The organism is Pseudomonas sp. GNP014 (genome assembly GCF_054344005.1).
In genome coordinates this window covers 5,918,150-5,943,845 of record NZ_JBTGUS010000001.1, presented here as the reverse complement: position 1 = coordinate 5,943,845, position 25,696 = coordinate 5,918,150, and the positions used below count along the sequence as shown (strand labels likewise).

Here is a 25,696-nt window from a genome sequence, read left to right as displayed (position 1 = left end):
GTTTTTTTGTGGGTGATGATTTCTTCGCTACACACAAAGCCAATGTGGGAGCGAGCTTGCTCGCGAAAGCGGTGGCTCAGTCAGCATTGATGTAGCTGACACGACGCCTTCGCGAGCAAGCTCGCTCCCACAGGGGATAGGTGTCAGGCGGAAGTTTTTGGACTCAGGCCATCGGCCCGGAACATCCCGCGAATCCCGCGCACTGCCTGACGAATCCGGTCCTGGTTTTCGATCAGCGCGAAGCGCACGTGATCATCGCCATACTCACCAAAACCCACCCCCGGCGAAACGCAGACCTTGGCCTCGGCCAGCAACTTCTTGGCGAACTCCAGCGAACCCAGATGCGCGTACTGCTCAGGAATCTTCGCCCAGACATACATCGAAGCCTTCGGATTCTCGACCATCCAGCCCAGTTCATGCAGGCCTTTGACCAGCACGTTGCGGCGCTGGCGGTATTGTTCGGCGATGTCGCGCACGCACTGTTGATCACCTTCCAGCGCGGCAATCGCCGCCACTTGCAGCGGGGTGAAGGTGCCGTAGTCGTGGTAGCTCTTGATCCGCGCCAGCGCATTGACCAGCTCCGGGTTGCCGACCATGAAACCGATCCGCCAGCCAGCCATGTTGTAGCTCTTGGACAGGGTGAAAAACTCCACCGCGATGTCCTTGGCGCCCGGCACCTGCATGATCGACGGGGCTTTCCAGCCGTCGTAGACGATGTCGGCGTATGCCAGGTCGTGAATCACCAGCACGTCGTACTGTTTGGCGAGGGCGATCACCCGTTCGAAGAAATCCAGCTCCACGCACTGTGCGGTGGGGTTGGACGGGAAGCCGAGGATCATCATCTTCGGCTTCGGGATCGAGCCGCGGATGGCGCGTTCCAGTTCGGCGAAGAAGTCCACGCCCGGCACCAGCGGCACCGAACGTACCTGGGCACCGGCAATCACTGCGCCGTAGATGTGAATCGGGTAACTCGGGTTCGGCACCAGTACGGTGTCGCCCTGATCCAGGGTCGCCAGCATCAGGTGCGCCAGGCCTTCCTTGGAGCCGATGGTGACAATGGCTTCGCTTTCCGGGTCGATGTCGACCGCGTAGCGTTCCTTGTACCAGTTGGAAATCGCCCGACGCAGGCGCGGAATGCCCTTGGACGTGGAGTAACCGTGGGTGTCTTCGCGCTGGGCGACCTGCACCAGTTTTTCGACGATGTGCGGCGGCGTGGCCCCGTCGGGGTTGCCCATGCTCAGGTCGATGATGTCTTCACCACGCCGCCTGGCGGCCATCTTCAGTTCGGCGGTGATGTTGAAAACGTAAGGGGGGAGTCGATCTATGCGCGCAAAGCGGCGCGGCGAACCTTGTTCAGCCATTGTTGCCTCGGATAACGTAAGCGCCCGGAACCGTCCGAGCGACGCTGGTCACTGCGGTGACCTGTTGGCGAAGATAAGGGCTGTGATGGCAGACTGTCCAGCCCCCCGGTGTTCAAACAATCGTTAAACAAATTTTCCCAAGGAAATTGGTAGATGGAATTCACCAGCGGCTTCTTGCTGAGCCTCTCGCTGTGCCTGGACATCGGCGTGGCCAACATCGCGATGATTACCCTGGCGATGCAGCGCGGTTATTTCCAGGGCTTCGCGCTGGGCCTCGGTACCTGCGTCGGTGATCTGATCTACGCGGTGCTGGCGCTGGCCGGGATGACCGTGTTGCTGCAATACGAAACGGTGCGCTGGGTCCTGTGGATCGGCGGTTCGGCGCTGCTGATCTATTTCGCGGCGAAGATGATCTATTCGGCGATTCACCACGAGGCGCAACTGGCGGCGACCGCGGAAGTAGGGCAGAACTCGCACCGCAAGGAGTTCTTTCGCGGGATCTTCCTCGCCATGTCCTCGCCAAGCGCGATTCTGTGGTTCGCGGCAGTGGGCGGCACCTTGATCGCCCGTTCCGGCGGTGGTGGTCCGGTCAGTTCGGCGCTGTTCCTCGGCGGGTTTCTCTGCGCCGGGCTGCTGTGGTCGGCCGGTTTGTGCTTTGCCGCGAGCCACGGCGGCAAGTTGCTCGGCGACAAGCTGTTGCGCTACTCGTACATGGCATCGGCGGCGATCTTCTGCTATTTCGCGGTTTACGTGATCGTATCCGGTTATAACGAGTTCGTTGGCTCCGGGGCGGCCGACCAGTTGCACGCCTTGTAACATTGCGAATCGGGTTTGGCTTCTATACTCACCTGCCGAACCCCTTTTTTTGTTCCAGGAGTCGAGTCATGGATGAGCAAAAACGCGTCGAAGTGTCAGAACCTCGCTTCGAACATGGACACTTCCTGCTGATTGCAGGATTTCGTGGACGATTTACCCAGGACAGCGCCAAGGACATCCCCGCACTGTGGGAAAAGTTCTTGCCGCACCTGGGAAAGATACAGGGACAAAAAACCGAAGTGACCTACGGCGTCTGCAGTAACTTCGATGGCCAGGGCGGCTTCGATTACATCGCCGGGGTGGAAATCAGCAAGCTCGATGACCTTGACCAGAAGGTCTACCAGTGGATCGAAGTGTTGCCCAGGCAGTATGCGGTGTTCGAGCACAAGGGACCGCTCGATCAGTTGCCGCAGACTCTGCAGTACATCTACAAGACCTGGTTGCCGACGTCCCATTACGTGGAACTCAACGCGCCGGAAATCGAGCGTTACAGCGCCGATTTCAATCCGCGGCTGCACACCGGCAAACTGGAAATCTGCGTACCGGTCGACACCCGGGCCTGAGCGCATAAGCATGAGGCGGATCAATGATCCGCCTCATGCTGTTCAACCGCGTTTACCTTTGCCCACCCGTCGCGCCCGCAACAGGTCGATGCCCAGGGTGATAAAGCCGAACGTACTGATGCCCAACACCATCAACAGGCCGATTTCCACGCTGCTCATAAGCGGTTTCCCCCAAGGGTGATCAGAGACACGCCTCAGAAATAGCTCGCCGCCGGCACGAAGAAAAGCGCTTATACGCAGGCTTTACGCGCCCTGCACAGATCGATATGGGCACCTTATTCCTTTATGCTTTGCGCACTTTTCTCCGCTGATTTTCGAGCTGCCATGAACACCCTCATCCGCAACGTCACCGCTGCCGACCTGGACCGCTGCTACGCCATCGAAACCGTTGCCTATGAAGGCGATGAAGCCGCCACCCGCGAGAAGATCGCCACCCGCATCGCCACCTGGCCGGAAGGCTTCATCGTCGCCGAGGTGGACGGGGTGGTCGCCGGTTTCGTCAACTCCGGTGCGGCGTTTGATGTGCAGATGTCGGACGAGGCGTTCAAGGAGCTGATCGGCCACGATCCGCAAGGGCCGAACGTGGTGATCATGTCGGTGGTGGTGCACCCGGACTACCAGGGTCAGGGCCTGGCCAAGCGCCTGATGGCCGAGTTCATCGAACGCATGCGCGGGATGGATAAAGCGACGATTCATCTGATGTGCAAGGAGAAGCACATCCCGCTTTATGCCGGGTTTGGCTTTGCCTACATCAAACCGTCAGAGTCCGATCATGGCGGGATGGCGTGGCACGAGATGATCCTCACTATGTAAGACATCACTCATAACCTGTGGGAGCTGGCTTGCCAGCGATAGCGGTGGGTCAGTCGACATCAACGTCTGATGTGCCGACGCCATCGCTGGCAAGCCAGCTCCCACAGGTTCTAGCGGTGTTTGCAATTCCCCGTTCAGTAGAGAGTGTCGCTTACTCTTTTCGGCGCTTCCCGGTCGTAGGTCTCGGCATCAAACTGCCCGTCATTCAGGCGCTTGTGAAAGGCGCCGGCGGAGGGCAGGGCCGAGCGCGGCAGGTGGGTTTGCGGGTTCCACGCATCCGAACGCACAAACGCTTTCGAACAGTGGAAAAATGCCGCCTCCACCGTCACCAGCAACACCGTTTTCGCCGGTTTGCCATTCACCGCAAAGCTTTCCAGCAGTTCGGGATCTGCACTGATGGTCGCGGTGCCATTGACCCGCAGTGTCTCGCCAATCCCCGGAATGATAAACAGCAGCGACACTCGCGGATCGTGCAGCACATTGCGCAGGGTGTCGATGCGGTTGTTGCCCGGGCGATCCGGCAGGGCCAGGGTGTTTTGATCAATGATCCGTACAAATCCTGGCGCATCACCCCGCGGCGAATTGTCGAGACCGTCGGCGCCCACCGAACTGACGATCACCAGCGGCGACAGGCGCACCATCGCCTGATAGTCCTCGTTGAGAAAGCCGATCTGCTTGCGCACCGCGCGCTCGTGGGGCAATCCGTATATCGCTTCCAGTGCTTCCAGTGCTTCGATTGATTCGATCATCGTGCAATCCTTGCTGACTCAGAAAAACAGCCCCATGCGCCGCTCGTAACCGACCCGGCCCTTGTACGCTTCGCCGCTGTCAACGAAGCCGTATTTGGCGTACAGCGCGATCGCTGCGTCGTTATCCGCATCCACCGACAGCTCCAGGCCCTTGATCTCCGGCCATGCTTCACGCGCCACGGCGGGCAATGCTTGCAGGCAGGCCTTGCCGTAACCCTTGCCCTGCGCCCGATGGTCGACCTGCAAAGCGTGCAGGGTGGCGCTGTGTGCATCGGCCCAGTCCGGCAACACGGGCGGGCGCTTGAGCAGCAGGAACGCCACCGGTACTTCCTCCGCCAGCAGCGCGAAGCCCTTCACGCCGGGGCCGGGTCTGGACAGCAGCGTGTGCAGCGCGCCGTGGATGTCGCCGGAAAACTTGATCTGCTCGGGATGGATTTCAATCGCCTCGACTTGCTGACGCTGCAAAGGGCTCAGGCTGTCGTACGGCACAAGTTGGGCTGACACGGGAATTTCCTTTTTCCTACAAAGATAAGCCTCGGATTCTAGCGATTTTGTCTTCGGCGGAAATTTTTTGTTTCGTCTGTCGATCCGTTCGATGGCTGAACGACTAAGGGTGTCTTCACCACAAAAACCGGAGAACACCATGAGCGCACACGCTGACATCCAGAGCCTGATCAATACTTACCGCGAGGCGGTGATGAGCAAAAACGTCGAGCAAGTCATGGCGTTGTACGCCGACGACATCGTCTCGTTCGATGCGATCAAGGCCCTGCAATTCAAGGGCAAGGCGGCCTACCGCGCACACTGGGAAGCCTGCATGGAAATGTGTGCCGGCCCGCACGTTTTCGAGTTCCACGAAATCGCCATCGAGACCGCCGACAACCTCGCCTTCGCCCACTGGGTCGCGCATTGCGGCGGGACCAACGACAAGGGCGAAACCCAGAGCTGCTGGATGCGCGCCACCGCGTGTTATCGGCAGGTGGGCGGGACGTGGAAGATTGCCCACGAGCATTGGTCGGCCCCGTTCGATCCGATGAGCGGCGCCACGCTGTTCGACGTGCAGCCCTGATCTTCAGCCATAGTTGATCCGTTCGAATCAGGAGAAAGCCATGAAGTATCTATGCCTGGTCTACAGCGATGAGCGCCTGCTGCACACGTCGCCCGACAGCCCGGAAGACGCCGAATGCTGGGCGTATGCCGAGTCGATTCAGGGCAGCGGCCGCATGGTTGCCGCCGAAGCGTTGGAGTCGGTGCAGACCGCGACCACGGTGCGCATGCGCAACGGCAAGCTGTCGATCACCGATGGCCCGTTCGCGGAAACCAAGGAGCAACTGGCCGGTTTCTACCTGATCGACGCCAAGGACCTCAACGAAGCGATTCAGGTCGCCGGCAACATTCCGGCGGCCCGGGTCGGCAGCGTCGAAGTGCGCCCGGTGCGGCAGCTGAATGTCTGACGTCCGGGCGCGGGTCGAGCAGGTCTATCGCGAGGATTCGCGGCGGATCCTCGCGACGCTGATTCGCCTGCTCGGCGATTTCGACCTCGCCGAAGAAGCCTTGCACGAGGCGTTCTTCGTCGCGGTCGAGCGTTGGCAGCGCGACGGTGTACCGGACAATCCGCGCACCTGGCTGGTGTCCACCGGGCGCTTCAAGGCCATCGACGTGTTGCGCCGACGTGCGCGTTTCAAAGCCTCGCAGCCATTGCTGCTGGCGCAACTTGAAGAACTGGAACAGGCCGACTGGAGTGGCGAAGATGTGGAAGACGATCGCCTGCGGTTGATCTTCACCTGCTGTCACCCGGCGCTGGCGGCGGATGCGCAAGTGCCGCTGACCTTGCGCGAAGTCTGCGACCTCACCACCGAAGAAATTGCCCGCGCCTTTCTCTCGGCGCCGGCGGCCATCGCCCAGCGCATCGTGCGGGCCAAAGCCAAGATCCGTGACGCGAAAATCCCCTATCAAGTCCCCGGCCTGAGCGAACTGCCCGAACGCCTCGACAGCGTGTTGCGGGTGATCTATCTGGTGTTTAACGAAGGCTATTCGGCGTCGATGGGGGCTGAACTGATCCGTGAAGACCTGACCCGCGAGGCGATCAGGCTCGGGCGTTTGCTGATGGAGCTGCTGCCGGAACCGGAGGTGATGGGGCTGTTGGCGTTGATGCTGCTGCACGAGTCGCGGCGGCCGGCGCGCACCTCGCCGGACGGCGAGTTGGTACTGCTGGATGACCAGGACCGCTCGCGCTGGGATGCCGGGCTGATTGTCGAAGGTTGCGCACTGGTGGAGCGGGCGCTGACCACGCGGCGATTCGGTCCGTATTGCCTGCAAGCGGCGATTGCTGCGGTGCATGCCGAGGCGCCTTCAGCGGCGCAAACGGATTGGCAGCAGATCGTCGGGCTGTATGACGTATTGCTCCGAGCGATGCCATCGCCGGTGATCGAACTGAACCGCGCGGTGGCGGTGGCCAAACGGGATGGGGCGTTGGCCGGGTTGACGCTGATCGAGGGGATCCTGGATCGCGGCGAATTGCAGGATTACCACCTGGCGCATTCGGCGCGGGCGGAGTTCTGTCGGAAGTTGGGGCGGGTGGAGCAGGCGCGGCTGGCGTATCGGCGAGCGCTGGAGCTGACGCGGCAGGAGCCGGAGCGGCGGTTTATCGAGGGGCGGTTGAGCGAACTGGATTGACCCGAGACCTTCAGTGGCAGTGTCGGCCTCTTCGCGAGCAAGCTCGCTCCCACAGGTGATCGCATTCCAAATGTGGGAGCGAGCTTGCTCGCGAAGAGGTCAGTAAGGCCAGTATCAATAAACCAGGCCTGCTCGCGAATGGGCGCGCCACCTATTCCAGCATCTTGCTCAACAACCAGCTCCCCGCCGGCCCTGGCGGATAAATCCGCGACCACAACGCATCGACGTACACCGGTCGTGGCCAGCCGCGCACGGTCAGTTCCACCAGCGAGCCATTACCGAAGCGCCCCACCAGCCAGCGCGGCAGCGCCGCCCAGCCAAAGCCCATCTCGGCCATTTCCATCAACATCAGGTAACTCGGTGCGGACCACACCCGGCCCTTCGCCCGGCTGTCGTAGGGATTGACGATGGTCGCCAGCCGCAACTCGCGATGCTGCTGCAGAACCGCCTGGTCGATATTTTCGACGTCGGTCAGGTTGTGGTCGTCCTTCACGAACAGGGCAATGTCTGTGCGCTCGGCCACCGTCGAGGTCACCAGGTCGGGCGGATAGCTGTCCTGCATTTCGGCAAACGCCAGATGTGCGCGACCACGCTGGACCAGTTCGATGAGGTCGTCGCACTCGGCGATCAGGCATTCCAGCTCCAGATCGGGATAACGCTGCTCGAACTCGACCAGCGCCGCTTCGAAGCGCGCCGATTGGTAGGTATCGGAAAGCGCCACGGTCAGCTTCGGCTCGACGCCTTCGGCCAGTTGCCGCGCCGTCATTTCCATGCGACTGCTGGCCGCCAGAATCGCTTCGGCCCGTTGCAGCATCACATGGCCGGCCGGGGTCAGGCTCGGTTTGCGGCTGGTGCGATCGAACAGTTGCAGATCGAGGTCGATCTCCAGGCTGGCCACTGCCGCGCTGATGGTCGACTGACTGCGCCCCAGTTTGCGCGCCGCCGCCGAGAACGAACCTTGGGTCGCCGCCTGGACGAACGCCAGCAGCACTTCCTGCGAAATCATCAACTATCGCCTTGGTAGATGGTTATTGGTTATGAAGTATCGGTATCCAGGTGGATCATGGCAACCATCTTCACAGAGGAATCAGGCCATGACTGCCAATAAATCCATCGTTGAACGAATTTGCCAGGCCATCGGTTTCGAACTGCTGGCGATCCTGATCTGTACCCCGTTGCTAGCGTGGATCATGGATAAACCGCTGCTCGACATGGGCGCGGTGACCGTGCTGATCGCGTTGTTGGCACTGGCGTGGAACGTGGTGTTCAACCGCTTCTTCGACCGCATGCTTGCGCGCCTGAACGTCGCCCACACCGCTTGGGTGCGCGTGATCCATGCGCTGCTGTTCGAAGGGGGCTTGATCGTGATGGGCGTGCCGCTGATTGCCTGGTGGCTGTCGGTCAGCCTGTGGCAGGCGTTCCTGCTGGACATCGGCGTTCTGCTGTTCTTCCTGCCGTACACCTACGTGTATCACTGGGGCTATGACGTGGTGCGGGAGCGCTTCTTGATGTCGCGTGCGGTTTAAATCCGCACTACAACCTGTGGCGAGGAGCGCTTGCTCCCTCGCCACAATGTGTGTTCGCGGATTTCAGTGTCAGAGGAACATCCCGCCCGACGCTTCAACCCGCTGGCCATTGATCCACTGGCCACCCGGCGACAGCAGCAACGCCAGCGCGCCACCAATGTCGTCCGGTTGCCCGGCACGGCCCAGTGCGGTGTTGCTGGCGACCATCGCATTGATAGCCGAGTTGTCGCGCACCGCACCGCCACCGAAGTCAGTCTCGATTGCCCCCGGCGCCAGAATGTTCACGCCGATCTGCCGTGTACCGAGTTCCTTGGCCTGATAGCGGGTCAGCACTTCCATTGCCCCTTTCATTGCCGCGTAGGCGCCGTAGCCCGGCAGGCTGAAGCGGGTCAGGCCGCTGGAGATGTTGATGATGCGCCCGCCGTCGTTGATCAGCGGCAGCAATTGCTGGGTCAGAAAGAACGGCCCTTTGAGCTGGATGTTCATCAGCAGGTCGAACTGCTCTGGCGTGGTCTCGGCGAACAGCGCGTGCACACCGATCCCGGCGTTGTTGATCAGGAAATCGAAGCGCGAACGTCCGAAGGTCTCTTGCAACGCCTGCTCAATCCGTACGCCGAAATCGGCGAAGCTGTCGCTGCGGCCGACGTCCAGTTGCAGCATCACGGCTTTGGCGCCGCGGTGTTCCAGTTCAGTCACTAGCGCCTGGGCTTCATCGGCGCGGCTGTGGTAAGTGCCAATGATGTCGATGCCCTGGGCGGCGAGGTGCAGTGCGGCGTTTTTGCCCAGGCCACGACTGGCACCGGTGATCAATGCGATTTTGCGATTCATGTGAAATCCTCGATTGCGGTGAGTGGTGTTGAGCAAAGTTTATTTATCCGCCATGAGGTGATAAACAGGCTGAAACCGGAATCACTGGTCGGATCTGCCGAACAATTAACGGGTGTCCTCATGAACAAACTGGAACTGCTGCGCACCTTCGTCCGGGTCAGCGAACTGTCGAGTTTCACCCTCGCCGGCGAAAGCCTGGGGCTGCCGCGCTCGACGGTGTCCGAGCATGTGCAGGCGCTGGAAGCCCTGCTCGGTACACGCCTGCTGCAACGCACCACGCGCAAGGTGCAGGCGACGCAGGATGGTCTGGTGCTGTACGAGCGCAGCAAGGATCTGCTGTCGCACATGGATGAGATCGAGGGCTTGTTTCGTCAGGATCCGGCCTCGCTGAGCGGTCGGATTCGCGTCGACATGCCGAACATTCTCTCGCGCCGCCTGATCATGCCGCGGCTGCCTGAGTTCATGGCGCGTCACCCGAATCTGGAGCTGGAAATCAGCAGCACCGACCGCCGGGTCGATCTGCTCAGCGAAGGTTTCGATTGCGTGGTGCGCATCGGCGCGCAGCCGGATCAGTCAGTGGTGGCGCGGCACCTCGGTGACTTCCCGATGATCAACTGCGCCAGCCCCGCGTACCTCGAACGTTACGGCGTGCCGCAGACGCTGGAGGATCTGGCGCAGCATCGACTGGTGCATTACGTGGGCGTGCTCGGTTCGCGCTCGGAAGGGTTTGTGTATGAACAGGACGGGCAGGTACGGCGCCTGCCGATGGCTGGCAGTGTCACGGTCAACAGCACCGATGCCTACGAGTCGGCCTGCCTCGGCGGCTTCGGCTTGATTCAGGTGCCGCGCACCGGCATGCAGCCGCACCTGGACACTGGTGAACTGGTGATTGTGCTGCCGCAGTTCACTGCGCCGGCGATGGGGATTTCGATTTTGTATGCGCGACAACGACATTTGCCGTTGCGGGTGCGGGTGTTCATGGATTGGTTGGGCGAGGTGATTCGTTCGACGCTCTGACTCACACCGCAGATCAACTCTAGCGAGCCTGCTCGCGATGGCGTCCTGTCAGTCGATGCAGAGGTGACAGATGTACCGCTATCGCGAGCAGGCGAAGGCCTACAAGGGAACCCGTGTTGTTCAGAAGAACCGGGTAAACAGCCAATACAGGCTGCCCGACAGCAGAATCGCCGCCGGCAGCGTCAGCACCCACGCCATCAGCAGATTGCGGATGGTCTTCATCTGCAAACCACCGCCATTGGCGACCATGGTCCCGGCCACGCCCGATGACAGCACATGGGTGGTCGACACTGGCAAACCAAACATGTCCGCTGCGCCGATGGTCAGCATCGCCACGGTTTCCGCCGAGGCGCCCTGGGCGTAGGTCAGGTGGGTCTTGCCGATTTTCTCGCCGACCGTCACCACAATCCGTTTCCAGCCGACCATGGTCCCCAGCCCCAAAGCGATGGCCACGGCGATCTTCACCCACAACGGAATGAACCGCGTAGCGTTGTCGATCTGCTGCTTGAACAGTTGCAGTTTGTCAGTGGTGTCGGCGTCGAAGTTACCGACCTTGTTCTTGTCCATCAGGCGAATACTTTCGCTGGCCAGGTACATGTCGTTGCGCACGTTGCCCATGGCTTCGGCCGGGACTTTCGACAGCGAGCCATAGCCTTTGACCTCTTCGCCAATGTGCCCGGTCAGAGCGGCGAGGGCGGGGATCAGTTGCGGCGTCGCTTGCTTGCTGCGCACGTAATCGGAGAGCACCGGACGCGGATCGGCCGGGGCCGGCAGCGGGGTGTTTTTTATCAGCGCCTGCTGGGTGACCTCGGCCACCGCGGCGAACTGCAACGCCTGATCGGCGGGCATGGTGCGGTTAAGCGCATAGGCCATCGGCAAGGTGCCGACCAGAATCAGCATGATCAGGCCCATGCCTTTCTGCCCGTCGTTGGAGCCGTGGGCGAAGGACACGCCGGTGCAGGTGACGATCAACAAACCACGAATCCACCACGGTGGCGGGGTGTTGCCTTCCGGGGCCTTGTACAGCGCACGGTTCTTCACGAACGCACGCAGGGCCAGCAGCAACAGCGCCGCGCAACCGAAACCCACCAGCGGCGACAGCAGCAAGGCGTAACCAATCTTGGTCGCCTGCGCCCAGTCCACACCGCTGGTGCCGTCGCGCCCGTGCATCAGGGCATTGGCCACGCCGACGCCGATGATCGAACCGATCAGGGTGTGCGACGACGAGGCTGGCAGGCCCAGCCACCAAGTGCCGAGGTTCCACAGGATCGCCGCGATCAACAGGGCGAAGATCATCGCGAAACCGGCGGACGAACCGACCTGCAGAATCAACTCCACTGGCAGCAAAGCGATGATGCCGAACGCCACCGCGCCGCTGGACAGCAGCACCCCGAGAAAATTGAAGAACCCCGACCAGACCACCGCCACGTTCGGCGGCAGCGAGTGGGTGTAGATCACCGTTGCGACCGCGTTGGCGGTGTCGTGGAACCCGTTGACGAACTCAAAGCCCAGCGCAATCAGCAGCGCCACGCCGAGCAGCAGAAACGGCGTCCAGGTGGTGACGGTGGTGCCCAGCTCGTGCATGTCATGCATCAGGCTGTAGGCGGTGAACAGCATCCCCATGGCCAGCACTGCGAAAAAAATCACGTAGGTGAACGGGCTGGCTTTATTGTCGAGGGCGGGTCTGCCGCTGGGGGCGGACGCCTGGCGGGCGGTCAGGGAAGGAGTAGCCATGAGCGGACAATCCTGAGCGAGGAAAGGAGTGTCGCCCATGATCGTTGCTAAATATTACAGAGAAGCTGCGTCAGATCAGTGTTTGCGGGATTAGTCTGACCATTGATCCCAGGGCAATAAACAGCCGCTGCAGGCGTGAGCCTGCTCGCGATGAGGTTGGCACATTCAACACAGAGGTGCCTGCCACACCGCTATCGCGAGCAAGCTCACGCCTGCAAGGGATCTGTGCTGGGGCAGAGTATTTAGCGGGTTAGTAATCCCCACGCTTGCGAAATGCCCAGCGCCCGGCAATCACGGTGAACGTCGCCACCAGTGCCACCAGAATCCAGAACCCCTCCGGATCCGTCGCCAGCGGTACACCGCCAACGTTCATGCCGAAGAAACCGGCGATGATGTTGATCGGCAGCGCCAGCACCGTGACCACGGTGAGGGTGAACAGCGTGCGGTTGCTCTGTTCATTGAGGTTGGCGGCGATCTCTTCCTGGAGCAACTTGATCCGCTCGCCGAGGGCGGTGAGGTCGTTGATGATCAGCGCAAACTCCTCGGTGGACTTGCGCAACTCCTTGACGTCCTCCTTTTGCAGCCACGGCGGCGGCCGGTTGAGCAGGCGCAGCAACGAGCCCGGTTCCAGCGCCAGCAGCCGTTGCAGGCGCACCAGCACGCGACGATTGGCGCCCAGTTCGGCGCGGTTGGTCGACAGGCGCGAGGAAAGCAATTCGTCCTCGACCTGGTCGACGCTCATGCTGGTCTTGCGCACGATCTGTGTCAGCACTTCGCCCTGATCGCGCAGCAGGTGCACGAGCAATTCCGACGGCGAACGAAAACGCTCGCCGGCCTTCACCGACGAGCGCAGTTTGTCCACCGAGTGCAGCGGTTGCAGGCGTGCACTGACGATCAGTTTGCTGCGCACGCAGACCCAAAGTGTCGACACGTCCGAGGACACCATGCTGCTGAGGTTGAACACCACGTCGTTGACCACCGCCAGCAACGCCGAATCGACGTGCTCGATGCGCGTCGAACGCGAACCTTCGTGCAGCGCTTCGAAAAACTCTTCGGGCAATTGCAGATGGCTTTTCATCCAGCGCTCACACGCGGCGTGGGCCAGGTTCAGGTGCAGCCAGAGAAATTCACCGCTGTCGCCGTCTTCTTGCAGACAGCGCAGGGCGGTGGCCGAATCGACTTCGCGGCCCTTTTCACCGGGCAGGAAACGAAAGCCGTAGAGCAAACCGAACAAGTCAGGATCACGATGACTGAGGTCGAGGCTGTGGTTCATGGAGGCTCGCTGCGAGGAGGGCGTCCGGGGCGGAATTCCCGGATTCACCTGAGCCGCATCATCGCAATGTCACATGACGCTTGTGTGACAGCAAAATGACGTCAAATCAGCGACTTACCGGCGGTCGGAATTTCTTCAAGAAGCGCTCTGGCACGCCGATCACGCTTAGGTTACGTTGCGCGCGCTTGGCCAAGAGCCAAGGCTCGCCGACATGGATGTCCGGCAAAATCCCACGCCTTATCGGGCGTGCCTCATCCCTGTCCTGAGTATCTTGCGATGCTGCAAAAATCCCTGAGAGCGCAAATTCTCGCCCTGCTGAGCGGCAGCCTGCTGGCGACACTGTTGATCGCGCTGGCCTGCTTTCACTTCCTGTCCAACGGCGTACAGAACTACAGCCAGTTGATCGCCGGTCCGTTGCACACCTCGCAACTGATCGACGAAGCCAACCTGCAATTCAAGGTGCAGGTGCAGGAATGGAAAAACGTCCTGCTGCGCGGCAAGCAACCGGCGGATCTGAGCAAATACTGGAGCCAGTTCGAAGATCGCCAGCGCGATGTACAGAACATCCTTGGCGAACTGGCCGGCCAGAAAGGCATCGAGCCGGCGCTGAAAACCCGCATCGAACGCCTGCGTGAAGAACACCGCCTGCTCGGCGCTGCCTACCAGAAGGGGCGCGATGCCTATGTGGCCGCCGGTGCCGATCCAGCGGCTGGCGATGCCGCCGTCAAAGGCGTGGACCGTGCCGCCAGCGATCAGATGAGCGCGTTGGTGGCCGAATTGCGCAAGCAGGGTGACGAGCAATCGCTGCAAATCAACGACAGTGCCAACAACACCGTGATGCTGGGTATTCTGGTGATGCTCGGCTCCGGTCTGCTGATTGGTCTGTTGAGCCTGTGGCTGGTCAACCGCAACCTGATCGAACCGATCCGCAAGCTGATCGATTACGTCACCCAATTGAGCCGCGGGCGCCTCGCTGAACGTGTCGCCAACGACCGTCAAGACGAGTTGGGCAACCTCGCCGCAGCCGCCAATACCCTGCGTGATTTCCTTGCTGAAACCTTCACTCATCTGCAACGCAGCGCCAGTGATCTGGACAGCGCCAGCGGCGAGTTGAATGCGATCGCCACGACCATGGCCGGCGGCACCAACGAGCAGTTCAACCGCACCGACCAGGTGGCCACGGCGATGAACGAAATGTCCGCCACCGCCCAGGAAGTGGCGCGCCATGCCGCCGATGCCGCGCGCGCCGCCGATGATGCCGACCAGTCCGCTCAACAGGGCGAAAAGGTCATGCAGAGCACCATCCATTCCATCACCCAGATGCGCGGTGAAATCGCCAACACCGCCACGGTGATCCGTCGTCTGGAAGCCGACAGCGGCCGTATCGGCAAGGTGCTGGAAGTGATTCGCGGCATCGCCGAGCAGACCAATCTGCTGGCGTTGAACGCGGCGATTGAAGCGGCGCGGGCCGGTGAGGCCGGGCGTGGTTTTGCCGTGGTCGCCGATGAAGTGCGCAACCTGGCGCAACGCACGGCGGAGTCGATCATCGAGATCAACCAGATCATTCAGAGCGTGCAGACCGGCGCGGTGGACGCGGCCCAAGCCATCGACAGCGGCCAGTCGCGCAGCGATGAAAGCGTCGAGCAAGTGACCCAGGCCGGCGCCATGCTCGAGCGCATCACCCACGCCGTGGAAGCGATCCGCGACATGAACCGGCAGATCGCGACGGCGGCGGAAGAGCAGACTTCGGTGGCCGAAGACATCTCGCGCAACCTCACCGAGATCACTTCGATTGCCAGCACCAACCTCGACAACGTGCAGCGCACCGAAGCGGCCAGCCAGAACCTGCATGGCCTGTCCGGGCAACTCAATGAAGTCACCGCTCGCCTGAGCGCGTGAGCCGTTGGCTGTGTACCGGTTCGGATACCGAGTCGGTACACAGTCAATCTCAAATTGCTGCGCACAGGGTCGATGACCGGGTATCTAAAACCGGCATTGGAGCACTCCCATGGTCAGCATCACGTCTGTCTCGATCAACCAGACCCTCAGCACCTCGACAAGCAAAACGTCGATCACTGACGCCAGCGAAGACACCTCTGCCAGCGCCACGGCCAGCACCAGCGCCGCCACCGACGCCCCGAAAGCTGCCGGCGGTGCAGCCCCGTCCGGCGACAGCAGTTCCAGCAGCGAAGAATCGGATTCGGTGAAGGAACTGCGCAAGCAGATTGCCGAACTGCAGAAGCAATTGCAGGAGGAACAGCAGGCGCTGCAAGCGGCGCAGGCGAAGCAGGACAACTCGGATGCCAAGGCGGCTGAAGTGGCAGCGGCTCAGGCGCAGGTCACCGCCACCTCGGCGTCCCTGTCAACCGCCACAGCTTCATTGTTGCAGGCGTTGCAGGATTCCGACTCGAGCACTTCGGGGTCGTTGGTCAGCACCTCGGTGTGATGCCTTTTCCCCTCACCCTAGCCCTCTCCCAAGGGAGAGGGAACTGACCGCGGTGACTATTCGAGCTACGCCGACCTGAAATATCGAAGCGCACTCAGGTCCTTGTTGTTTTCCTGATCGGCTTCAAGATTGCGAGTCGAACTCAGGCTTTGAAAAGCCCCCGATCGGCTCCCCCTTGGGGGAGAGGGCTGGGGTGAGGGGGAGAAAATCTCACTGACAACACAGCAAAAAAGCCGAACACAAAAAAGCCGCACGATTTCTCAATCGTGCGGCTTTCCGTATTCGCTGTATCAAGTGTCTTGCTTGTTGCTCAGCACCTTGCCGGTGGTGGCGTCGAAGTCGACGTCGAACTCTTTGCCGTCAGCGGTTTTCAGCTCAACTTCATATTCATAACCGTTGAAGTGGTTATCCAGGTCGGTGTCGGTGATGGTCGCACCCGGATGCAGTTTCAGCGCTTCGGCATTCATCGACTCCAGCGACTTGATCTTGCCGTCTTTAACCAGTTGCGGAATCTGATCGACGCGCACATCAGCCTGGGCCAGGCCAGCGGTGAGGGTCAGGGCAGCGGCGGTAAACAGGGCAGTCAAAGTTTTCATGAGTTCGTTCCTTGCTTGTTTAAGTGCGTGTTCTGTTGAAGTGAGTTCAGATTAATCACTGCAACTTAATTCACCCTTAAAACAACGCATCGCGCGCAGGACTCGTAGGAGCGAGCCTGCTCGCGATGCGGACAACCGGGTTTATCTATCAGAACCCGTTGTTCTTCAACACCTGATCAACACTGGCACTGGCCGGGCGCTTGTAGAACTTCAACAGCTCACTGGCGCGGTTGGTGAAAATGCCGTCGACACCGGCGGCCATGACTTTCTCGAAGTCCACCGGCTCATCGACGGTGTACACGTGCACCAGCATGCCCTGATCGTGGGTGTACTTATTCATCCAGGGTTGCACCAGGTCCGAATAACTCTGGTCGCCGCCCTTGGTCAGCTTCGCCGAAGGGCCGGTGCCGATCGCCCCTTGCGCCTTGGCGTAATCGACCCACTGCTTGAACTCGGCTTCGGACTTCGGTTCCTGCTTGCCGTAAAACACGTTCTTGTCCTTCTCGCCGGAGTCGGCGAAAGACACTTTCGATTTTGGTTCGATGCTGCCTTCACCGACCCACAACAGCAGGATCTTCGGCACTTGCGGCATTTCCTTTTGCAGCAGTTCGAGGCTGTTTTTCTCGAAGGTCTGCAGGATCACCTTGCCTTTGCCCTGGCCGACGCCGAGCTCGCTCTTGGCCAGTTTCGAACCGGCCTGGCTCAACCAGCCGCGGTCCTGCAGCTTCTCCTTGAGGTCATGCTCGATGCCGGGAAATAGCTGCGGCTCTTTGGTTTCGATGTACAAGCCCGGCTTGTGTTTCGGGTTGGCCTGGGCGATGTCGATAATCTCGTCCAGGGTCAGGATTTTCAGGCCGGCGTAGGTCGGACGCGCGCGATCCGGGTAGGCCGTGTTGTACCAACTGCCGGCGTCGAGGGTTTTCAATTCGGCCATGGTGAAGGCATTGGCCGGGCTGTCCTTGCGCTCCGGGAACTTGCTGGCGACGTCAGTGGTGCGTTGCAGGTTGTTGTCGTGCAGGGCGAACAGCACGCCGTCCTTGCTGCGCTGCAAGTCCATTTCCAGGTAATCGGCGCCGAGGTCGCGGGCCAGTTTGTAGGACGCGGCGGTGGACTCCGGTGCATCGAAGGACGCGCCACGGTGGGCGATCACCGCCGGGTGCGGGATACCGTGTGCCGCAGCGACGGCCTCGGGATCGGTCTGGCTGGCGGCCTGCGCCTGACCGAGAGCGAGCAGCAGGCTCAGCATGAGGGCGCTTTTGGTGAAAGTGGCGGGCATGTTCGAGTTCCTTTCGCAGGGCATTTTCAAAGACGTACCTTTTAACAACTGAATCGGTTGCGTGCTATCGCCAGACCGACATAAACGTATTAAAAGCGATTTTTCCTGCACTTTTGTGGCGCGGTTTGCAGTACGCTTGCCCTCGGCAGACGTCCCGGCAGAGGGCGCGCCGTTCCGTTGCCCTGCGTGTAAACCATCGAACACTTTTCGTGAGGTTTACCATGCGCATCACCTCCCAACTCATCTGCCAGGCGGCCGACGACCTCAAGGGCTTTGTCGGCCTCAACCGCAAAACCGGTCAGTACATCGTGCGATTCAGCGAAGATTCGTTCGGCATGGACGTGGCCGATGACGGCATCATTCCCACCAGTGAATTTGTCTGGGCGGCGGCCTCTGAGACGACCATGACCCTGAAGCGCGAGCTGATTCAGTTACTGCTGGATCAGAACATCCATGACCGGATCAACATCACCGAGCCGTTGCGGGTGTACATGAGCAAGGTTGAGGTGCCGGAGATCGTGGCGGTGCGCAGTCTGGTGAGGGGCTGAGATTTTGCGCAGTCTGTGAAGGCCTCTTCGCGAGCAAGCTCGCTCCCACAGTTGATCGCATTCCTCCTGTGGGAGCGAGCTTGCTCGCGAAGAGGCCAATCAGTGCGCCGCTGCACTCACTGCTCAAACCGATACTCGCGCTCCACCCGACACACTTGCGTGTGGAATTTCGAATACCACTGCGCGCGCCCTCGTGCCTGAATCACCCGGTGCTCGGGATGCTCGCGCCAGGCCAGAATCGCCGCCTCGCTCGCCCAGTACGAAATGGTGATCCCGACCCCGTCCTCGCCCCGGATCGAATCCACGCCGAGGAACCCCGGCTGCTGCACAACCAGCTCCATCATCCGCTCGGATGCCGCCGCGTAACCGTTGTCGCCCTCGGTGCGGGTCGAGGTGAAAATCACCGCGAAGCAAGGCGCGTTAGGTTTCATTGTTTTTGCTCCGCACACGCTTCAACGAATGCCCGCACCAGCGGCGGGACCAGACCCTTGAGCGCCGCACGTTCCGGCTGGAACAGTGTTGCGACGAAAAATACATGGTTGCTCAATTCGATCGCCCGCAAATCTCCCGCCGAATCATGGCCCACAGCGTGTAGCTGATGGTTCAGCAACGCTCGTTCGAACTGCGGATTCACACCGAACCTGCAGCGATAGCCCTCACGAATCTCCGATGTTTCGTACGCCTTGGCGATCAACGAGCCTGCGACCAGATGAATGCTGTCCACGGCTTCCACCAACGAACAGGTCAGCGGCGTGAGCACCGCTCGCTGCGAATCGGGTGACGTCTCGCCATGTTCGGCATCGGCCCAACCCAGCACGTTGCGGGAAAATTCCAGCACCGCATGCTGAAAACCGCCGCAGGTGCCGAGGAAAGGTCGCTGTTGTTCGCGGGCAAAACGAATGGCGCGCAAGGCACCAGCTTCGCTTTTGTAGGGGCTGGCCGGTACGCACCAGAAACCGTCGAAATGCGCCAGCGCGGCATCAGCGTGGATCTGTTCGGTGGGCAGCCATTGAAATTGCACCTCGCGGCCGGTCTGCTCGGCGAGCATGCCCAGCGCAACGGGGATCGCTTGGTGCGCGGTGACTTGCGGGTCGTAATCGCCGATCAGGGCGATGCGGATGGCGCGGTTTTCCATGAGTGTTCTCTGCGCTTGTTGATTGATGGGGCTCACTATAGATTGGCGTTCACGCACTCAATATTGGCGTATTCCCAAGTGATCAATGCAGCGACGCACTATCGACTCGACTACCCGGATCTGGCGCTGATTCTCGCTCTGGTGCGCGGAGGTTCTCTGGCTCGGGCTTCGCAGTTGCTCAGGGTAGACGTGTCGACGGTGTTTCGCGCCGTGCGTCGTCTGGAGTCGGCGCTAGGTCAGCAACTGTTCGAAAAGAGCCGTGCCGGTTACCTGCCCACCACGCTCGCGCAGACCCTGGCCGAACAGGCTGAGCGCGCCGAGCAGGCGCTGGAAGCGGCGCGCATTGGTGTGGAGCAGGGCGGAGAAGTCGTCAGCGGCACGGTGCGCCTGACCTGTACCGATTCGGTGCTGCAAGGGCTGCTGTTACCGGCGCTGGCGCAGTTCATGCCGAACTACCCGGCACTGACCCTTGAGCTGAGCACCTCCAACGATTTCGCCAACCTCAGCCGGCGCGATGCGGACATTGCGCTGCGTTTGACGCGGACACCACCGGAGCATCTGGTCGGACGGCAACTGGCGAAGATTTCCTACCGGGTCTGTGCCAGTACGCGCTATCTGCAAAACATTGATGCAACGGATCTGGCGGCGCTGACCTGGATCGCCCCGGACGAGTTTTTGCCGGATCACCCGACCGTCGCCTGGCGCCGCCAGCAGTTGCCCGGCGTGACCCCGGCTTATCGCTGCAACAGCATGCTGTCGGTGACTGAACTGGTGCGCAGCGGACTCGGTGTGGCGGCATTGCCGGACTTTCTGATTACCGAGGGTTTGCAGGCCCTCAGCGAACCGCTGCACGGCTACGACACCGCGCTGTGGCTGCTGACCCGCCCGGACTGCCGGGCCTTGCGCTCGGTGGTCACGCTGTTCGATGAGCTGGGGCGGGCGCTGCGGCTGCCGTGATCAGCGTTTCGGGTTCTGGCAGATGTGCTCATGCAGTTCGCGGGTCAGGCCTTCGATGCGTTCAGTCAGGCTCTTGGTCATTTCGGTGAGGCGGGTGTTCTGCTCCAGCAATTCGAGCAGTTGCGCGGTGGTTTGCGCGGCCTGCGCCTGGCGTTCGGCGTTGGCCACCGCCAATGCTTCACGGTGCTGTGCGTCGGCGTCCGACTGCGCCTTGTCCCGTGCGGCCTGACGGGTCTGCGCCAGCAGGATCAACGGTGCGGCGTACGCGGCTTGCAGGCTGAACGCGAGGTTGAGCAGGATGAACGGGTAGACGTCGAACTGTGTCACGCCCGACACGTTGAGGCCGATCCACACCGCGACGATCGCGGTTTGCGCGCCGAGAAACAGCGGTGTGCCGAAGAACCGCGCGAAGGCCTCGGCACGCAGTGCAAACTTGTCGTTGCCGAACGTGGTGTTGAGGTGGGCGTGAGGGCGATGGAAGCGCAGGTGATCGACGGGGGCGGTGGCGGGGGAGGCAGATTTTTCGGTGGTCATGATGGGCTCGGCAGGCTTCAGGGCTATTGTTCACTATAGCCTTGTGCCGAGGCTGACGGCCTCTTCGCGAGCAAGCTCGCTCCCACATCGGAATGCGTTTCCCTGTGGGAGCGAGCTTGCTCGCGAAGGCCGCGACGCGTTCTACAGACCCAGTACATCGATCACCCAGGCGCCCGCTCATTGGCAAACATGCTCACCGCCTGCACCGCCTCACTGGCGCCATCGCGAATCTGCAGAATCACGCTGCCGGCCTGATCCGCCAGTTCAACGCCTTGCGCCGCTCGGCCACGGGTGCCTTCCATGCTCTTGATCGCCTGACGGGTTTCGCTCTGGATCAATCCGATCATGTTGGAAATCTCCGCCGTCGAGCCGCTGGTGCGCGCCGCCAGTTGCCGCACCTCGTCCGCCACCACGGCAAACCCGCGACCTTGATCCCCGGCCCGCGCCGCCTCAATCGCCGCGTTGAGCGCCAGCAGATTGGTCTGGTCGGCAATTGCGCGGATGGTGTTGACGATCGCGGTGATCTGCTCCGAGCGTTCGCCGAGCTGCGCGATCAATGTCGAAGACTGGGCGATGTCGTCAGCGATTTCGCGCATTTCGCTGGCCGCTTGCTGGATCACCTGAGTACCTTGCTCGGCGACTTTGCGGGTTTCCACGGAGATGTGATAAGCCGCGCTGGCACTGCGGGCATCCTGCTCATGCTGCTCGACGCGGGCGGTGACGTCCGTGGCGAACTTCACCACTTTGCACAACCGCCCGGACGCGTCGTACACCGGGTTGTAGTTGGCTTCCAGCCACACGGTCTGGCCGCGCTTGTCGACGCGCTCGAACTGGCCCTGAAACAACTCACCCTGGTTCAGCCGCCGCCAGAAATCCTCATAGGCGCTGCTGTTGACCAGATCCGCGCGGCAGAACAAACGGTGATGTTTACCTTTGAGTTCAGCGAGCGTGTAACCCATGCGTGTCAGAAAATTCTGGTTGGCCGTGAGAATGCCGCCGTCGAGGTCGAATTCGATCACCGCCATCGCCCGGTCGATCGCCTGCAGCTTGGCGTTGGCCTCGCTTTCCTGCTGGACCTTGGTCGTCACGTCCATGGCGTACTTGACCACTTTCACCACACGCCCCGACGCATCCTTGATCGGGTTGTAGTTGGCTTCCAGCCAGATCGGCTGGCCCTGGCTGTTGACCCGCTCGAACGTGCCGGACTGGAACTGGCCGTTTTTCAGACGCGACCACAACTCGGTGTATTGCGCGCTGCGGCCAAACTCCGGGGTGCAGAACAGACGATGAGGCTGGCCGATCACCTGATCAGCGCGGTAGCCCGTGGTTTTCAGGAAGTTGTCATTGGCCGTCAACACCACGCCATCGAGGTCGAACTCGATCACGGCCATGGAGCGGTCGATGGCTTCGAGCAGGCCGTTCTGTTCGGTGATGGTGTGTTGAAGGTCGTTGAGGGCGGACTGATGGCGTTTGAAAAACATAGGGGCAGTACCTGGAAGTAGGGAAAGACGAGGTTTTTGTCCCTGTTTCCGCGCTGGCAGAGCAAATGCCGGGTGAGCACTTGTCATTGACTGCAAAGTGCCAGCATCCAGGCTGACGAGGGGATCTTATACAAACTGTTTGTCGTTGTACAAGAAAATGCGTATCAGCATGACTATCGGTGTTTTCAAAGGCTGATGGAGTTGGCGTCGTTGGTGCGCGGCTGGCTCAGCGCCACGCTGATCGTGTTGCGTCCCGTGTGTTTGGCGGTGTACAGCGCTTTGTCAGCGTCATCCAGCCAGGCCAGTGCGTCGCGGTACGACGGCTGAAACCGCGCCAGACCGATACTCAGGCTGACCCGCAGTTCCGGCACATCCGGGTGACGGTATTGATCCAGCGCCTGACGCAATCGTTCCATTTGCAGTTCGGCTTTTTTCAGTGGCTGGTCGGGCAGGATCAGGCAAAACTCGTCGCCGCCGTAGCGGCCGGCCCGTTCGCTTTTGCTCACCATGCCTTTGAGTTCGCCGCTCAGTTGGCTCAGCACCGCATCGCCAATGATGTGGCCATAGTTGTCGTTGATGGACTTGAAGTGGTCGACGTCGATCAGCGCCAGAATGTCCTGGGTGTGATTTTGCCGGCACAGCTCGAACCTGGCGTGCAGCTGATCTTTCCAGGCGCCGTGGTTGAGTAGTCCGGTGAGGCTGTCGGTGCGGCTCAGGTCGCGCAGCGTGCGTTTGTGCTGCGCGAGTTTGATCGCCAGTTGGTAACAGACCATGCCCAAGGCCAGTGGATACAGGGTCAGCATCGGCAGGCAGGCCCAGGCTTCAATTTGAGTCATGGTCGGACTGAATTTGAAGCCGAAGATCGAGCCGCCCAGCAGTACACCGACGCACTGCGCGACGGCGCCGAGCAGGAACAGGCGTCGGCCACCGGCGGCGACGTTGTTCATGGTCATCATCGACAGGATGGTCACGCTGGTCAGCGGATTGAACTGAAAACACGCGGTCCAGAAGCCGCCGCACAACGAGTCGTACAACAGATTGCGACGCTCGGCGCGGTAGGGGAAGGTTGCGCGGGTTGATACCTGATAAGCCAGATGCGGCCAGACAAATCCGTTGAACACCAGCAGCGCCCATAGCCATGCCGGCATGTTCAACGGATACAGCGCTGCCGCGACGCTGAAAAAGCCGACGCCCAGACCGATAGTCCTAGGCAGATAGATGCGTCTGGCGAATGACAAGCCTTTGCCGCGTGGGTTTTCCATGATGTCCTGCGCCAGATTCATCCTGAAATACTTTGCCGTATTTTTTTCAGGTAGACCATTCGTCGGTCAATTGTCGGACATTGTCATTTATTCCAGCGCGAATAATCAGTGTCCTTCCGAGCCATTTAATCGACGGATCGCGCGCAGAGGCACGGTTTAGAGCTGGTAACGCGCCAGAAACATCTCCAGTGCCGATTCGGCCACGGCTTTTTGGGTGGCGGTATCCAGTGGCGGCTGGCCCATGGAAATCTGCGGCCAGAAGCCGAACGACTTCAGCAGCCCTTGCAGCTGCTGCCCGGCGAATGCCGCGTCCACGGGTTTTAGCCGACCGTCCGCCTGAGCGGCGCGAATCCACACGGTCAGGCCTTCTTCGCGCGCGCCCATGCGCGCCACCATATCTTGTGCGCGCTCCGGGGAGTGGATGGTGGCAGCAATCGCCACGCGGGCCAGACTGAGAAAATTGTCATCGGCCATCATCTGCAATTTTGCCCCCAGCATCTGTTGCAGTTGCTCGCGCAGCGGCTGATCGGCGCTATAGGTCACGGTCTGCTCGGCGGTGATGCGTGCCCAGAGTTGGTTGAGAATTTCGGCGAACAGCTCTTCCTTGCTGGGAAAATGGTTGTACACCGTGCGCTTCGACACCCCGGCGGTGGCCGCGATCTTGTCCATGCTGGTGATCTCGAAACCGTTGGCACGGAATTCGGCAATGGCCGCCTGGATAATGGCTTCGCGTTTGCGGTCAGTGAGGCGCTGTGGAGCTGTCATAAGTAAGCTTCGGCAGGAAAAGTGGAAATTACACTTGGAAGTTTACTTGTCATGCGCTTTCATGCAACCTAGAAACTACACCGACCAGTGTAATGTTGCGTTAATCCTCGCAACCTAAAAAACAGCAGTTCGGCCTATGCGTGCAGCTCTGGCCATTTATCGTCCCACCGCGAAAAATCGTGAATTGCGCGGTTTTTCTGGAGTCATTTCAGTCATGGCCAATCCAGTTTCCCTCCCGGATAAAATTTCCACGCCTGAAGCCTCTCGACAGGATCAAGGGCTGTTCCGCAACCATGCGCCGGTGCGCCGCGAAGGCTTTCGCAAAATGCTGCGCATCATGTGGAACATGATCTTCCACAAACCGCGCAACACCCGACCCGCCGCCGCTATCCCGGTACAACCGTTGACCCGCGACGACCTCCTGGCAGCGCCCAACCACAGCGTGTTTCGCCTCGGCCATTCGACCCTGTTGCTGAAACTGCAGGACAAATTCTGGATCACCGACCCGGTGTTCGCCGAACGCGCCTCGCCCGTGCAATGGGCCGGCCCCAAGCGATTCCACCAGCCACCGATCAGCATCAACGAATTACCGCCGATTGAAGCGGTGATCCTGTCGCACAACCACTACGACCACCTCGACTATGCGGCGGTACTGCGGCTGGCGGCCAAGACCAACCTGTTCCTGACTCCGTTGGGCGTCGGCGATACCCTGATCAAATGGGGCATCGACGCCAACAAAATCCGTCAGTTCGACTGGTGGCAGGGCACCGAAATCGCCGGTATCCGCTTCATCGCCACGCCGTCGCAACACTTCTCCGGCCGTGGCCTGTTCGACAGCAACAGCACCCTGTGGGCCTCGTGGGTGATGATCGACGGCGACACGCGGATCTTCTTCAGCGGCGACAGCGGCTACTTCGACGGCTTCAAACGCATCGGCGAACAATACGGCCCGTTTGACCTGACCCTGATGGAAACCGGCGCCTACAACGTCGAATGGCCGCACGTGCACATGCAACCGGAAGAAACCCTGCAAGCCCACCTCGACCTCAAGGGCCGCTGGCTCTTCCCGATCCACAACGGCACCTTCGATTTGGCGATGCACGCCTGGCATGAACCGTTTGACCGGATTCTGGCGCTGGCGTGGGAGCGCAGTGTTTCGATTACCACGCCGCAGATGGGTGACGCGTTCAATATTGCTCAACCGCATCGTGGCGAAGCGTGGTGGTTGGCGGTTGAAGGGGAGAGTGAGGGTGTGGCGCAGAACGCCTGACGCAAGCTGATATTGATTTGTGGCGAGGGCATTTATCCCCGTTGGGTCGCGAAGCGGCCCCCTCTGTTCA

Annotated in this window: 27 protein-coding genes and 3 pseudogenes; 14 read left to right on the top strand and 16 right to left on the bottom strand. The window is 60.8% G+C overall.

The genetic code is table 11. The features are described 5' to 3' along the window. Positions 1-143 precede the first annotated feature (143 nt). Positions 144-1,361 carry an alanine transaminase gene (gene alaC, locus ACXX9E_RS26795; protein ID WP_128613976.1) on the bottom strand — a complete coding sequence of 406 codons (1,218 nt, stop codon included), beginning with the start codon at positions 1,359-1,361 and terminating at the stop codon, positions 144-146. 153 nt (positions 1,362-1,514) lie between these two features. On the opposite strand from alaC, the gene ACXX9E_RS26790 reads away from it, so the two are divergent. The 3 genes from ACXX9E_RS26790 (at position 1,515) to ACXX9E_RS26780 (ending at position 3,553) form a co-directional block, all read left to right on the top strand. Beyond that, the gene (locus ACXX9E_RS26790) at positions 1,515-2,177 is read left to right on the top strand and encodes a LysE family translocator (RefSeq protein ID WP_123467091.1); all 663 of its coding nucleotides are present in this window, start codon (positions 1,515-1,517) and stop codon (positions 2,175-2,177) included. Positions 2,178-2,245: 68 nt separating this feature from the next. Next, a complete protein-coding gene (locus ACXX9E_RS26785) occupies positions 2,246-2,740 on the top strand; it encodes a GyrI-like domain-containing protein (protein WP_458556465.1) in 495 nt (164 codons plus the stop codon). Positions 2,741-3,064: 324 nt separating this feature from the next. Then, entirely contained in the window at positions 3,065-3,553 is a 489-nt protein-coding gene (locus ACXX9E_RS26780; protein ID WP_447807303.1) for a GNAT family N-acetyltransferase, read from the top strand. 134 nt (positions 3,554-3,687) lie between these two features. Here the strand turns inward: ACXX9E_RS26780 and ACXX9E_RS26775 are convergent, their stop codons facing one another. Together ACXX9E_RS26775 and ACXX9E_RS26770 are read right to left on the bottom strand one after the other, a co-directional pair. Then, positions 3,688-4,302, bottom strand: coding sequence for a pyridoxamine 5'-phosphate oxidase family protein (locus ACXX9E_RS26775; RefSeq protein ID WP_458556464.1), 615 nt, complete (start codon positions 4,300-4,302; stop codon positions 3,688-3,690). An 18-nt stretch (positions 4,303-4,320) separates the two neighbouring features. Further along, positions 4,321-4,806: a GNAT family N-acetyltransferase gene (locus ACXX9E_RS26770; RefSeq protein WP_222832234.1), complete on the bottom strand. Its 486-nt coding sequence runs from the start codon at positions 4,804-4,806 to the stop codon at positions 4,321-4,323. A gap of 139 nt (positions 4,807-4,945) precedes the next feature. Here ACXX9E_RS26770 and ACXX9E_RS26765 point away from each other — a divergent pair, with 139 nt between their 5' ends. The 3 genes from ACXX9E_RS26765 to ACXX9E_RS26755 are packed head-to-tail and all read left to right on the top strand — an operon-like array spanning position 4,946 to position 6,978. Continuing rightward, positions 4,946-5,371 carry a YybH family protein gene (locus tag ACXX9E_RS26765; protein ID WP_123467081.1) on the top strand — a complete coding sequence of 142 codons (426 nt, stop codon included), beginning with the start codon at positions 4,946-4,948 and terminating at the stop codon, positions 5,369-5,371. Between the two features lie 40 nt (positions 5,372-5,411). Next, the gene (locus ACXX9E_RS26760; protein WP_007969364.1) at positions 5,412-5,756 is read left to right on the top strand and encodes a YciI family protein; all 345 of its coding nucleotides are present in this window, start codon (positions 5,412-5,414) and stop codon (positions 5,754-5,756) included. Then, positions 5,749-6,978: an RNA polymerase sigma factor gene (locus ACXX9E_RS26755; protein ID WP_458556463.1), complete on the top strand. Its 1,230-nt coding sequence runs from the start codon at positions 5,749-5,751 to the stop codon at positions 6,976-6,978. Before ACXX9E_RS26760 ends, ACXX9E_RS26755 begins: the two co-directional genes overlap by 8 nt. Before the next feature lie 151 nt (positions 6,979-7,129). Here ACXX9E_RS26755 and ACXX9E_RS26750 read toward each other — a convergent pair whose 3' ends face one another. Beyond that, positions 7,130-7,984 (bottom strand): LysR family transcriptional regulator, encoded by an 855-nt coding sequence (locus ACXX9E_RS26750; protein ID WP_458556462.1) that lies wholly within the window; start codon positions 7,982-7,984, stop codon positions 7,130-7,132. Positions 7,985-8,072: 88 nt separating this feature from the next. Here ACXX9E_RS26750 and ACXX9E_RS26745 point away from each other — a divergent pair, with 88 nt between their 5' ends. Continuing rightward, positions 8,073-8,504 carry a multidrug/biocide efflux PACE transporter gene (locus ACXX9E_RS26745; RefSeq protein WP_128616035.1) on the top strand — a complete coding sequence of 144 codons (432 nt, stop codon included), beginning with the start codon at positions 8,073-8,075 and terminating at the stop codon, positions 8,502-8,504. A 69-nt stretch (positions 8,505-8,573) separates the two neighbouring features. Here ACXX9E_RS26745 and ACXX9E_RS26740 read toward each other — a convergent pair whose 3' ends face one another. Then, positions 8,574-9,332, bottom strand: a complete 759-nt coding sequence (locus ACXX9E_RS26740) for an SDR family NAD(P)-dependent oxidoreductase (protein WP_458556461.1) — start codon at positions 9,330-9,332, stop codon at positions 8,574-8,576. 120 nt (positions 9,333-9,452) lie between these two features. Here ACXX9E_RS26740 and ACXX9E_RS26735 point away from each other — a divergent pair, with 120 nt between their 5' ends. After that, a complete protein-coding gene (locus ACXX9E_RS26735; RefSeq protein ID WP_123467071.1) occupies positions 9,453-10,349 on the top strand; it encodes a LysR family transcriptional regulator in 897 nt (298 codons plus the stop codon). A gap of 120 nt (positions 10,350-10,469) precedes the next feature. Here the strand turns inward: ACXX9E_RS26735 and ACXX9E_RS26730 are convergent, their stop codons facing one another. Together ACXX9E_RS26730 and ACXX9E_RS26725 are read right to left on the bottom strand one after the other, a co-directional pair. After that, positions 10,470-12,083 (bottom strand): inorganic phosphate transporter, encoded by a 1,614-nt coding sequence (locus tag ACXX9E_RS26730; RefSeq protein ID WP_123467069.1) that lies wholly within the window; start codon positions 12,081-12,083, stop codon positions 10,470-10,472. Positions 12,084-12,333: 250 nt separating this feature from the next. Then, a complete protein-coding gene (locus ACXX9E_RS26725) occupies positions 12,334-13,356 on the bottom strand; it encodes a transporter (protein WP_123467067.1) in 1,023 nt (340 codons plus the stop codon). A 276-nt stretch (positions 13,357-13,632) separates the two neighbouring features. Between ACXX9E_RS26725 and ACXX9E_RS26720 the strand changes: the two are divergent. From ACXX9E_RS26720 to ACXX9E_RS26710, 3 genes and pseudogenes are all read left to right on the top strand, one after another. Then, positions 13,633-14,322, top strand: a pseudogene (locus ACXX9E_RS26720) (methyl-accepting chemotaxis protein); the annotation flags it as partial. A 165-nt stretch (positions 14,323-14,487) separates the two neighbouring features. Further along, positions 14,488-15,255 carry a methyl-accepting chemotaxis protein gene (locus tag ACXX9E_RS26715; RefSeq protein WP_458556620.1) on the top strand — a complete coding sequence of 256 codons (768 nt, stop codon included), beginning with the start codon at positions 14,488-14,490 and terminating at the stop codon, positions 15,253-15,255. A gap of 109 nt (positions 15,256-15,364) precedes the next feature. Next, entirely contained in the window at positions 15,365-15,802 is a 438-nt protein-coding gene (locus ACXX9E_RS26710; RefSeq protein WP_458556460.1) for a hypothetical protein, read from the top strand. A 290-nt stretch (positions 15,803-16,092) separates the two neighbouring features. Here the strand turns inward: ACXX9E_RS26710 and ACXX9E_RS26705 are convergent, their stop codons facing one another. Both ACXX9E_RS26705 and ACXX9E_RS26700 read right to left on the bottom strand, forming a co-directional pair. Then, a complete protein-coding gene (locus ACXX9E_RS26705) occupies positions 16,093-16,398 on the bottom strand; it encodes a PepSY domain-containing protein (protein ID WP_064588817.1) in 306 nt (101 codons plus the stop codon). 148 nt (positions 16,399-16,546) lie between these two features. Continuing rightward, on the bottom strand, positions 16,547-17,674 hold the full coding sequence (locus ACXX9E_RS26700; RefSeq protein ID WP_123467061.1) for a glycerophosphodiester phosphodiesterase: 1,128 nt from the start codon (positions 17,672-17,674) through the stop codon (positions 16,547-16,549). Positions 17,675-17,895: 221 nt separating this feature from the next. Here ACXX9E_RS26700 and ACXX9E_RS26695 point away from each other — a divergent pair, with 221 nt between their 5' ends. Then, the gene (locus ACXX9E_RS26695; protein WP_123467059.1) at positions 17,896-18,222 is read left to right on the top strand and encodes a DUF2025 family protein; all 327 of its coding nucleotides are present in this window, start codon (positions 17,896-17,898) and stop codon (positions 18,220-18,222) included. Positions 18,223-18,338: 116 nt separating this feature from the next. On the opposite strand, the gene ACXX9E_RS26690 is transcribed toward ACXX9E_RS26695, so the two are convergent. Beyond that, entirely contained in the window at positions 18,339-18,653 is a 315-nt protein-coding gene (locus ACXX9E_RS26690) for an antibiotic biosynthesis monooxygenase family protein (protein ID WP_458556459.1), read from the bottom strand. Next, positions 18,650-19,357: a CTP synthase C-terminal region-related (seleno)protein gene (locus ACXX9E_RS26685; RefSeq protein ID WP_458556458.1), complete on the bottom strand. Its 708-nt coding sequence runs from the start codon at positions 19,355-19,357 to the stop codon at positions 18,650-18,652. The genes ACXX9E_RS26690 and ACXX9E_RS26685 overlap by 4 nt, the downstream gene beginning before the upstream one ends. Positions 19,358-19,372: 15 nt before the next feature. On the opposite strand from ACXX9E_RS26685, the gene ACXX9E_RS26680 reads away from it, so the two are divergent. Beyond that, positions 19,373-20,314 (top strand): LysR family transcriptional regulator, encoded by a 942-nt coding sequence (locus tag ACXX9E_RS26680; RefSeq protein WP_458556457.1) that lies wholly within the window; start codon positions 19,373-19,375, stop codon positions 20,312-20,314. On the opposite strand, the gene ACXX9E_RS26675 is transcribed toward ACXX9E_RS26680, so the two are convergent. The 5 genes and pseudogenes from ACXX9E_RS26675 to ACXX9E_RS26655 all read right to left on the bottom strand — a co-directional run bounded on the left by ACXX9E_RS26675 (position 20,315) and on the right by ACXX9E_RS26655 (position 24,356). Beyond that, on the bottom strand, positions 20,315-20,848 hold the full coding sequence (locus ACXX9E_RS26675) for a DUF1003 domain-containing protein (RefSeq protein ID WP_458556456.1): 534 nt from the start codon (positions 20,846-20,848) through the stop codon (positions 20,315-20,317). Positions 20,849-21,009: 161 nt separating this feature from the next. Then, a pseudogene (locus ACXX9E_RS26670) lies at positions 21,010-21,447 on the bottom strand (methyl-accepting chemotaxis protein); the annotation flags it as partial. A 108-nt stretch (positions 21,448-21,555) separates the two neighbouring features. Continuing rightward, positions 21,556-22,239, bottom strand: a pseudogene (locus ACXX9E_RS26665) (PAS domain-containing protein); the annotation flags it as partial. A 275-nt stretch (positions 22,240-22,514) separates the two neighbouring features. Next, complete coding sequence (locus ACXX9E_RS26660) at positions 22,515-23,612, bottom strand: diguanylate cyclase (RefSeq protein WP_458556455.1); 1,098 nt, start codon at positions 23,610-23,612, stop codon at positions 22,515-22,517. Between the two features lie 135 nt (positions 23,613-23,747). Beyond that, complete coding sequence (locus ACXX9E_RS26655) at positions 23,748-24,356, bottom strand: TetR/AcrR family transcriptional regulator (protein ID WP_458556454.1); 609 nt, start codon at positions 24,354-24,356, stop codon at positions 23,748-23,750. A 214-nt stretch (positions 24,357-24,570) separates the two neighbouring features. Between ACXX9E_RS26655 and ACXX9E_RS26650 the strand changes: the two genes are divergently transcribed. Further along, entirely contained in the window at positions 24,571-25,626 is a 1,056-nt protein-coding gene (locus ACXX9E_RS26650; protein ID WP_123467046.1) for an MBL fold metallo-hydrolase, read from the top strand. The last annotated feature ends 70 nt before the right edge of the window (positions 25,627-25,696 follow it).

What these genes read in the sequence shown, in the direction of transcription:
- alaC (WP_128613976.1), bottom strand. Translation starts at nt 1,361, where the DNA reads ATGGCTGAACAAGGTTCGCCGCGCCGCTTTGCGCGCATAGATCGACTC.
- ACXX9E_RS26790 (WP_123467091.1), top strand. Translation starts at nt 1,515, where the DNA reads ATGGAATTCACCAGCGGCTTCTTGCTGAGCCTCTCGCTGTGCCTGGAC.
- ACXX9E_RS26785 (WP_458556465.1), top strand. Translation starts at nt 2,246, where the DNA reads ATGGATGAGCAAAAACGCGTCGAAGTGTCAGAACCTCGCTTCGAACAT.
- ACXX9E_RS26780 (WP_447807303.1), top strand. Translation starts at nt 3,065, where the DNA reads ATGAACACCCTCATCCGCAACGTCACCGCTGCCGACCTGGACCGCTGC.
- ACXX9E_RS26775 (WP_458556464.1), bottom strand. Translation starts at nt 4,302, where the DNA reads ATGATCGAATCAATCGAAGCACTGGAAGCACTGGAAGCGATATACGGA.
- ACXX9E_RS26765 (WP_123467081.1), top strand. Translation starts at nt 4,946, where the DNA reads ATGAGCGCACACGCTGACATCCAGAGCCTGATCAATACTTACCGCGAG.
- ACXX9E_RS26760 (WP_007969364.1), top strand. Translation starts at nt 5,412, where the DNA reads ATGAAGTATCTATGCCTGGTCTACAGCGATGAGCGCCTGCTGCACACG.
- ACXX9E_RS26755 (WP_458556463.1), top strand. Translation starts at nt 5,749, where the DNA reads ATGTCTGACGTCCGGGCGCGGGTCGAGCAGGTCTATCGCGAGGATTCG.
- ACXX9E_RS26750 (WP_458556462.1), bottom strand. Translation starts at nt 7,984, where the DNA reads ATGATTTCGCAGGAAGTGCTGCTGGCGTTCGTCCAGGCGGCGACCCAA.
- ACXX9E_RS26745 (WP_128616035.1), top strand. Translation starts at nt 8,073, where the DNA reads ATGACTGCCAATAAATCCATCGTTGAACGAATTTGCCAGGCCATCGGT.
- ACXX9E_RS26740 (WP_458556461.1), bottom strand. Translation starts at nt 9,332, where the DNA reads ATGAATCGCAAAATCGCATTGATCACCGGTGCCAGTCGTGGCCTGGGC.
- ACXX9E_RS26735 (WP_123467071.1), top strand. Translation starts at nt 9,453, where the DNA reads ATGAACAAACTGGAACTGCTGCGCACCTTCGTCCGGGTCAGCGAACTG.
- ACXX9E_RS26730 (WP_123467069.1), bottom strand. Translation starts at nt 12,083, where the DNA reads ATGGCTACTCCTTCCCTGACCGCCCGCCAGGCGTCCGCCCCCAGCGGC.
- ACXX9E_RS26725 (WP_123467067.1), bottom strand. Translation starts at nt 13,356, where the DNA reads ATGAACCACAGCCTCGACCTCAGTCATCGTGATCCTGACTTGTTCGGT.
- ACXX9E_RS26715 (WP_458556620.1), top strand. Translation starts at nt 14,488, where the DNA reads ATGGCCGGCGGCACCAACGAGCAGTTCAACCGCACCGACCAGGTGGCC.
- ACXX9E_RS26710 (WP_458556460.1), top strand. Translation starts at nt 15,365, where the DNA reads ATGGTCAGCATCACGTCTGTCTCGATCAACCAGACCCTCAGCACCTCG.
- ACXX9E_RS26705 (WP_064588817.1), bottom strand. Translation starts at nt 16,398, where the DNA reads ATGAAAACTTTGACTGCCCTGTTTACCGCCGCTGCCCTGACCCTCACC.
- ACXX9E_RS26700 (WP_123467061.1), bottom strand. Translation starts at nt 17,674, where the DNA reads ATGCCCGCCACTTTCACCAAAAGCGCCCTCATGCTGAGCCTGCTGCTC.
- ACXX9E_RS26695 (WP_123467059.1), top strand. Translation starts at nt 17,896, where the DNA reads ATGCGCATCACCTCCCAACTCATCTGCCAGGCGGCCGACGACCTCAAG.
- ACXX9E_RS26690 (WP_458556459.1), bottom strand. Translation starts at nt 18,653, where the DNA reads ATGAAACCTAACGCGCCTTGCTTCGCGGTGATTTTCACCTCGACCCGC.
- ACXX9E_RS26685 (WP_458556458.1), bottom strand. Translation starts at nt 19,357, where the DNA reads ATGGAAAACCGCGCCATCCGCATCGCCCTGATCGGCGATTACGACCCG.
- ACXX9E_RS26675 (WP_458556456.1), bottom strand. Translation starts at nt 20,848, where the DNA reads ATGACCACCGAAAAATCTGCCTCCCCCGCCACCGCCCCCGTCGATCAC.
- ACXX9E_RS26660 (WP_458556455.1), bottom strand. Translation starts at nt 23,612, where the DNA reads ATGAATCTGGCGCAGGACATCATGGAAAACCCACGCGGCAAAGGCTTG.
- ACXX9E_RS26655 (WP_458556454.1), bottom strand. Translation starts at nt 24,356, where the DNA reads ATGACAGCTCCACAGCGCCTCACTGACCGCAAACGCGAAGCCATTATC.
- ACXX9E_RS26650 (WP_123467046.1), top strand. Translation starts at nt 24,571, where the DNA reads ATGGCCAATCCAGTTTCCCTCCCGGATAAAATTTCCACGCCTGAAGCC.